Genomic DNA, 7152 nt, shown 5'->3' on the forward strand with positions numbered 1-7152 from the left:
GCACGCACGAGGGCTCACACCGCCCTGGGAATGGTGGTCACGCGCACCGACGCGGGCCCCAGCGTCATCTCGGTCTGCGGCCTGAGCGGGTTGCTCTCCGGGGCGAGACGCAGGTGCCAGTGCCGTCCGATGGTGGCCAGCGCGATGGTGGATTCGGTGATGGCGAACGCGTCGCCGATGCACTTGTGCACCCCCGCCCCGAACGGGATGAACGAGCTGCGCGGCACGTCGGGATTGCGCTTGCGCCGCTCGGGGTCGAACAGTTCGGGCTCTTCGAACACGCGGGGGTCGCGCTGAAGGGCGTACGGGCTGACCGCGAACTGCGTGCCGACCGGGAAGCGGTGTGAGCCCAGCGTGGTGTCGCGCAGCGCCCGGCGGGTGAGCATCCACAGCGGAGGGTACAGACGCAGCGTCTCGTCCAGGATCGCGTTGATGTAGGTCAGCGAGCGCAGGGTGTCGTACGACACGTCCTCGCCGTCGAGTACGGTGTCGATCTCGGCCTGGAACTGCTGCTGCACGTCCGGGTACTGCGAGATCAGGCCCAGAGCCCAGGCGAGGGTGTTGGCCGTGGTGTCGATGCCGGCGGCCAGGAAGGTGATGACCTGGTCGTGCAGTTCCTCGTCGCTGAACGTGGCACCGGTGTCCTCGTCCTGGGCCGACATCAGCAGACCGAGCAGGTCGTCGCGGGTGCTGGTGCGACGCTGGTCGGCGATGATCCTGTCGACCGTCTCGTCGAACTGGCGCACCGCTTCCTGGTATCGCCGGTTCGCGGCAGTAGGCAGTTTCCCCAGGATCGCCAGGGGCGCTGTCATCTGCTGGTACATGCCGGCCGTCAGCCGGTCCAGAGAGTCCGCCGCCTGGGCGACGGTGCCGGCCGACTCGGACCCACTTGTCGACATGGTGAAGAAGCAGCGCAGCGTCACACGGGTGGTGAGGTCGTGCATCTCCTTGACGATGTCGACCTCCTGACCGGGCTCCCAGCCGCTCGACAGGGCGTCGACTTCCTCCTGCATGACCCGCATGTACGACTTGATGTGCTGGGAGTGGAAGGCGGGCTGTGACATCCGGCGCTGCCGCATGTGTTCCTGCCCGGTCGAGGTGGCCAGACCGTTGCCCATGATCGTGCGGGACCGCTCGAGGAAAGGGCCGCCTCGGCCGAAGTCCTTGGAGCGCTCGACCAGCAGGTGATGCGCGAGGTCGTGGCGGCACAGAACGTTGAGCGGGGTCGGACCCATGCGGATGGCGACGATGTCGCCGTACTGGTGCAGGGAGCTGAGGAAACCCAGGGGGTCCTGGCGCAGTTGGCGCGAGTGGCCGAGCACCGGGAGCGCTCCGGGAGCCGCTCCCACCGTCCATGCTCCGTCCTTGACGGAAGTCAGCATGCCGTCGTTCTCCTTCGTGTGATCGTCGGATGATTCGTCGGTGTGCCGGCTCAGCCGAGCTTGGCGCGCAGTTGCTGCCGTCCCGAGACACCGAGCTTCTTGTAGGTGTGGGTGAGGTGCTGTTCGACTGTGCTGATGCTCAGGGACAGGGAGCGGGCGATGACACGATTGCTGCTGCCGGTCGCCGCGAGCATGGCCACCTTCCGCTCGGAGAAGGTGAGTTTGTCGAGGTAGCGGTCGAATCGGTCCTCGATCCGGTAACGGGCGGGACGGGCGCTGGGCGCAGCCGCCTCGTTCAGTGTCAGGAGCCTGATGGACTCGATGAGTTCGCCGCACTCGACGGCGCCGGTGAGGACGTCGTACACCTGCTCACGCGCTGAGCGGCGACCCTCGTCGGGGTTCAGCGGCTGGTCGTGCGTCGTCAACCGGGTGTTGCGCTCGTCGACGAGGTCCACCGCGGCCTCGTGGTCGCCTCGCGCCAACTGCGCACCGGCTGCGGCGAGTCGCCACGGCAGGATGTGCTCGTGGTCGATGCCCCAGGCAGTCATGAGCCGCCCGCAGGTGAGAAAGTCCGCGAGTGCCGCTTCGGCCCTGCCGTCCGCCAGGTTGACGTGGCCACGGGCGTACAGGAATCGCAGTCCGTGCCGGGTGTCCAAAGAAGCGCTGGGCAGCGCCTGTTCCAGTCCCCTCTTGGCGTGCGGCAGTTGGCCGGTCATGACCTGGGCAAGCAGGAGCGAGGCCAGCGGACCACCAAACCGGGCGCCCCAGGACTGCGGGGGAAGCATGGCCATGGCCTCCTCGGCAGCCTCGGCCGCGTCGGCGTACCGCCCCTCACCCAGCGACGCCTCGGCCTGTATCGCGAGGAACCGGGCCTGCCACACGGGTGCGCGTCGTACCGCGGCCTCGTCCACGAGCTTGTCCGTGAGGGAATGGACGAGTTTCAACTCCTTCGCGTACAGGAGCGTGGAGAGGGCGGCGAGCACGGCCGGCGCGGAATTCTCGGTGAAGGCGGAGGCGTACAACGCTTCGGACGCGGCTGCGACGACGGCGGGATCGGGCAGTTCGCTCATCAGCATCCGCACCAAGGGCCATGCCGCGGCGAAGCGGGTGGAGGCCGTGCTGTACGCGGTGGTCCTTGCGGAGTCGTCCAGACGCACCGCCGAACTGCGTGTCAGCACCGGGTAGTCTCCGCACAGGAGGAGGCGATCGGCTTCCAGTTCGGCATGCGCCGCGATCCTCCCCGGATCGAGCCGGTCCGTCAGCGTGTCCAGTTCGGAGATGGCCTCCACCGCCCTGCCGCGCCGCGCCATCTGCTCGCTGAGCAGGGAGGGTTGCTTCTGCCACAATGCGTCGGCGCCGATCAGCGCACGCGCTTCGTGCAGGCACTGTGCGCAGTGCTCGGGATTGTCGGCCGACTGTATTTTGGCGATCTGGGTCAGGGTCTCCGCGCGCTCGACACTGTCCGTCATGCCCCGGACCGCCAACCACAGGGTCTTGACTGCCAGTTCCCGTTCGTTGAGTGCCAGCGCCTGGGTGGCCGCCTCCTGGGCCAGGAAGTCGGTCCAGGAAGAGTCGGTGTGATCCGCCGCGATCAGAACCCGTGCCACGGTGACAGCCCGCGCTCCCATCGTGCGAAGCACGACGGCCGCGCGGCGGCGTAGCGCGGAGCCCTGCTGGAGCGGGATCGAGGACAGGATCGCGTGCGCGGCCGTCGGGTGCCGGAAGCGGTTGTTGGTCACCAGCCCGGCGGCAGCGAGAGAGGTCAACGCCCGGGCGGCGTTCTCCGGGGTCGTACCGACCACCTCGGCCAGGCTGTGCGCGCTGCTGTACTCATCCAGGACCGCGACGGCCTGGGCCACCTCCCGGACTTCGGGGGTGCTGCGGTAGTAGCAGCTCAGAACCGTCTCGCGGTAGCGCATGCCCGGTACCTGGGAGGCCGAGGTCATGACGGCGCCTTCCTCCTGCCGCCGCCGGCAGTCGCCGAGCAGCGCCTTGAGTAAGGACAGGTTGTCGCCCGCCAGCTCCATCAGCTCAGCGGCGGTGCTGCTGTTCAGTGTCAGGCCGAACCGCTGAGCAGCCATCCGTACGACCTCTGCCGCGGACAGTTGCTCCAGGTACAGGGTGCGGCAGTGCGGCTGGCCGGCGAGTTCGACGAGTTCCCGCTGGTGCGTGCGGTGCAGCGTGCACCTTTCTCCGAGGACGAGGAGCACGGGTTGCGACCGTACGGTCCGTGCGAAGGCGATCAGGGCCCGCAACGATCCGGCGTCCGCATCCTGCACCTCATCGAGGCACAGCAGCCGAGGTGCCGCACTGCCGGGGCGAACCGGTGATTCCAGCGGAAGGGGCTTGGAGAAGTGGGGGAACGTGATGGTTTCCATTTCGAAACCACGGGAGGATGCAGTTTCCGCGACAGCCGACATCAGTGTCGTCTTGCCCGACCCTTGCGGACCGAGCACGATCACGATGCCTCCGCTGCCTCGCGCGGTATTTTCCACGAGACTGTTGAGAGTGGTTAACTCGGTGACCCTTTCTAGGTGCTCCACGGATTCTCCCGCTCGGTAATTGTCTCTCTCCTTAGCGGTGCGCGACGTCATCGGCGCGGAATATGTTCGGCAGGCTCTTCCTCGCCTGCCCCTGGCGGTGCCGGCCGTTTCATGTGGTTTCGGCCGGAATCCGCTCGTTCTGGGCAAACAATTGATCATTGGAGCTCCGTGACTGATCGTTGCTCACCCCCTGCAGTCATCGCCACCCCCCATTAGGGAAGTCTCGTGCCGTAACGCGGAAAGCGTTACGGCATGCTCTGCGCGGTCCGGCCCGCTGGTCGGTGCATTTTCCACTGGCGAGGCGGAGTCTTTGCTTCCATTTTTGTGGGGGTTTTTAGGGGAGGAGTCGATCCGGCCATAAAGTAACGTGTTTTCGAACGCAGATCGGTCAAGGCTGTCATACACGACTCGGAGGCCATCCCGGCATGTTTGAAAACAATCAGAGGGAACGTGGTGCACGTCTCCCGTCGTTGACCGGAATGCGATTTATCGCTGCCTTACTGGTCTTCTTCACGCATGCGTCGATCGAGTCCGTCTTCAGCGATCAGGGTGTCGCCTCCTGGACACATCGCGCTCTGGAGCCGGGTGGCAGGTACGGCGTCTCGTTCTTCTTCGTCCTCAGCGGCTTCGTGCTGACCTGGTCGGCACGGCCCCACGACACTGTACGAGGCTTCTGGCGGCGACGGCTGGCCAAGATCTACCCGCTGCATGTCGTCACCTGGGCGCTGGCGCTCGTGCTGCTGGCCACCGTCAAGTCCCCCGGACTCGTACTGAACTGGCACGTAGCGACGCTCAATCTGTTCCTGCTGCACGCCTGGTTCCCGTGGTCGGACACGATGGTCAGCCTGAACGCCCCGTCCTGGTCGCTGTGTTGCGAGGCACTCTTCTACCTGGCCTTTCCGCTGATCATCTGGCTCGTCCGGAAGATACGGCCGGTCATGCTGTGGCCTGCTGCGATCGGCGCCGTCGCCATCGTGATGTGCACCCCGCTGGTGACCTCGCTGCTGCCGCAGCAGCCCGTGATCCCCGGCTACAACGTCACCTTCTACGGAGCATGGTTCATGAAGGTCTTCCCGCTGGCCCACCTCTTCGAATTCGTGGTGGGCATTCTGACGGCGCGGATCGTCCTGGCCGGCCGTTGGATCAACCTGGGCTTCGCCCCGGCGGCGATCCTGGCCGTGTGCGCCTACTACGCGGTCATGAAGGTCCCGATGTTCTACTCCTTCGCCGCCGCCGGCATCATCCCGCTGGCCCTTCTCGTCCCGGCCGCCGCCGAGGCGGACCGCCGCGGCACCAGCACCTGGGGCCTGCGCAGCAGGGTGATGGTGAAGCTCGGCGAGATCTCCTTCGCGTTCTACATGGTGCACTGGCTGGTGCTGCACTACGGCCACCGCGTCATCGGGCCCGTCCAGACGTGGAGCACCTCTGCCGCGCTCGGGCTGTGGGCCGCCGGGTTCCTAGTGGCACTCGTCGCCGCGTGGCTGCTGCACGAAGGTGTTGAGATGCCCGTCATGCGGCGGTGGAGCAGGGCGAGGGCAGCGCGGACGAGCGTCCCCGGCGAACGGGTCGAGAGGACGCCCGTGGCAGTCCGACGAGAGCGGCCGGAACTCAATCTGGACTGACCCGCTCGCACCGGTGCCCCGGTCTCGACGTCCGTCGCGACCGGGGCACCACGATGTGCGCCTCCGCCTCAGTCGGCCCGGCCCGGCAGCTCCAGCCCCAACTGCGTGAACAGCGACAGCACGTCGTTCACCGCCCAGTGCTCGACGATCTGCCCGTCGCGCACCCGGAGCATGTCCAACGCCAGCACCTCGAACGCACGGCCCGACGCCGACACACCCATGAAGTCACCTGTGTGAGTGCCCCTGACGGTGTGGCGGTTGCACACCAGGTCACCGCTCACGACGGTCTCTTCGACAGTGGACCGTAGATCGGAGAAGCCCGCTCGCATGGACTCCCACTTCTGGCGCCAGCCCTCCGGGCCGGCGGGTGTTCCGGGCGGGGCCACGTGGTCCACCACTTCCGCGGCGAAGAGCGAAGGGTCGAACGTCCCGGCGTTGAAACACGCGACGACCCTGCGGACCACCTCGGCCGGATCCGGGACCTGTCCTTCGGCGACCGCTTCGGCCCCTTGTGCCTCGGCCGGCACCGCGTCGTCCGCCATGGCGAAACCTCTCTGTTTCGTGGTGGGGGCAGCAATGTCACTGCGGGGGGTTGCCGTGCTTGCGGGAGGGCAGGTGGGCGTGTTTCGTGTGCAACATCGAGAGGGACTTGATCAGGACCTCGCGGGTCTCGGCGGGGTCGATCACGTCGTCCACCAGGCCGCGCTCCACCGCGTAGTACGGGTGCATGAGCTCGGCCTTGTACTCCTTGACCATCCTCTGCCGCATCGCCTCGGGGTCCTCGGCTTCGGCGATCTGACGGCGGAAGATGACGTTGGCGGCACCTTCCGCGCCCATGACGGCGATCTCGTTGGTGGGCCACGCATAGGTGAGGTCGGCACCGATGGACTGGCTGTCCATGACGATGTACGCACCGCCGTAGGCCTTGCGCAGGATCAGCGAGATCCTCGGCACGGTCGCGTTGCAGTACGCGTACAGCAGCTTGGCTCCGTGACGGATGATCCCTCCGTGCTCCTGGTCGACACCGGGAAGGAACCCCGGCACGTCCAGCAGAGTGATCAGAGGAATGCTGAAGGCATCGCACATCTGGACGAAACGGGCCCCCTTCTCGCTGGCCTCGATGTCCAGCACTCCGGCCAGCACACGGGGCTGGTTGGCGACGATGCCGACGACCTGGCCGTCGAGCCGGGCCAGCGCGCAGATGATGTTCCGCGCCCAGCGCTCGTGGACCTCCAGGTAGTCGCCGTCGTCGACGATCTCCTCGATCACCCGGCACATGTCGTACGGCTGTCTGCCGTCCGCCGGGACCAGGTCGCACAGGGCGTCACCGCGCCGGTCCGCCGCGTCCGTCGACTCGACGCGCGGCGGGTTCTCGCGGTTGTTCTGCGGGAGCATCGACAGGAGGTAGCGCACCTCGGCGATGCAGGTCTCCTCGTCGTCGTAGGCGAAGTGGCAGACACCGCTCGTCTCGGCGTGCACGTCGGCGCCGCCGAGCCCGTTCTGGGTGATTTCCTCGCCGGTGACCGCCTTGACGACGTCCGGTCCGGTGATGAACATCTGCGAGGTCTCACGGACCATGAAGACGAAGTCGGTGAGGGCGGGGCT

The 7152-nt window shown here is 66.9% G+C and carries 5 protein-coding genes and 1 pseudogene; 1 reads left to right on the forward strand and 5 read right to left on the reverse strand.

Going from position 1 to position 7152, the window contains the following annotated elements; all coding sequences use genetic code 11:
- Window positions 1–14: 14 nt before the first annotated feature.
- The 3 genes and pseudogenes from ACZ7OY_RS35410 to ACZ7OY_RS35420 form a co-directional block, all read right to left on the reverse strand.
- The gene (locus ACZ7OY_RS35410; RefSeq protein ID WP_472249650.1) at window positions 15–1382 is read right to left on the reverse strand and encodes a cytochrome P450; all 1368 of its coding nucleotides are present in this window, start codon (window positions 1380–1382) and stop codon (window positions 15–17) included.
- A gap of 50 nt (window positions 1383–1432) precedes the next feature.
- Entirely contained in the window at window positions 1433–1930 is a 498-nt protein-coding gene (locus ACZ7OY_RS35415) for a helix-turn-helix transcriptional regulator (protein ID WP_472249659.1), read from the reverse strand.
- A gap of 1851 nt (window positions 1931–3781) precedes the next feature.
- A pseudogene (locus tag ACZ7OY_RS35420) lies at window positions 3782–4084 on the reverse strand (ATP-binding protein); the annotation flags it as partial.
- Between the two features lie 320 nt (window positions 4085–4404).
- On the opposite strand from ACZ7OY_RS35420, the gene ACZ7OY_RS35425 reads away from it, so the two are divergent.
- On the forward strand, window positions 4405–5547 hold the full coding sequence (locus ACZ7OY_RS35425) for an acyltransferase family protein (RefSeq protein ID WP_472249651.1): 1143 nt from the start codon (window positions 4405–4407) through the stop codon (window positions 5545–5547).
- Window positions 5548–5615: 68 nt separating this feature from the next.
- Here the strand turns inward: ACZ7OY_RS35425 and ACZ7OY_RS35430 are convergent, their stop codons facing one another.
- Together ACZ7OY_RS35430 and ACZ7OY_RS35435 are read right to left on the reverse strand one after the other, a co-directional pair.
- Window positions 5616–6089, reverse strand: coding sequence for an ester cyclase (locus tag ACZ7OY_RS35430; RefSeq protein ID WP_472249652.1), 474 nt, complete (start codon window positions 6087–6089; stop codon window positions 5616–5618).
- A gap of 37 nt (window positions 6090–6126) precedes the next feature.
- Window positions 6127–7152, reverse strand: a 1026-nt coding sequence (locus ACZ7OY_RS35435) for an acyl-CoA carboxylase subunit beta (RefSeq protein WP_472249653.1), incomplete at its 5' end; no start/stop codon positions are given.

This window comes from Streptomyces sp. NPDC107559, from assembly GCF_055657365.1.

Excerpts from the sequence above, each read along its gene's own strand:
- ACZ7OY_RS35410 (WP_472249650.1), bottom strand. The coding sequence starts at position 1,382 with ATGCTGACTTCCGTCAAGGACGGAGCATGGACGGTGGGAGCGGCTCCC.
- ACZ7OY_RS35415 (WP_472249659.1), bottom strand. The coding sequence starts at position 1,930 with ATGACTGCCTGGGGCATCGACCACGAGCACATCCTGCCGTGGCGACTC.
- ACZ7OY_RS35425 (WP_472249651.1), top strand. The coding sequence starts at position 4,405 with ATGCGATTTATCGCTGCCTTACTGGTCTTCTTCACGCATGCGTCGATC.
- ACZ7OY_RS35430 (WP_472249652.1), bottom strand. The coding sequence starts at position 6,089 with ATGGCGGACGACGCGGTGCCGGCCGAGGCACAAGGGGCCGAAGCGGTC.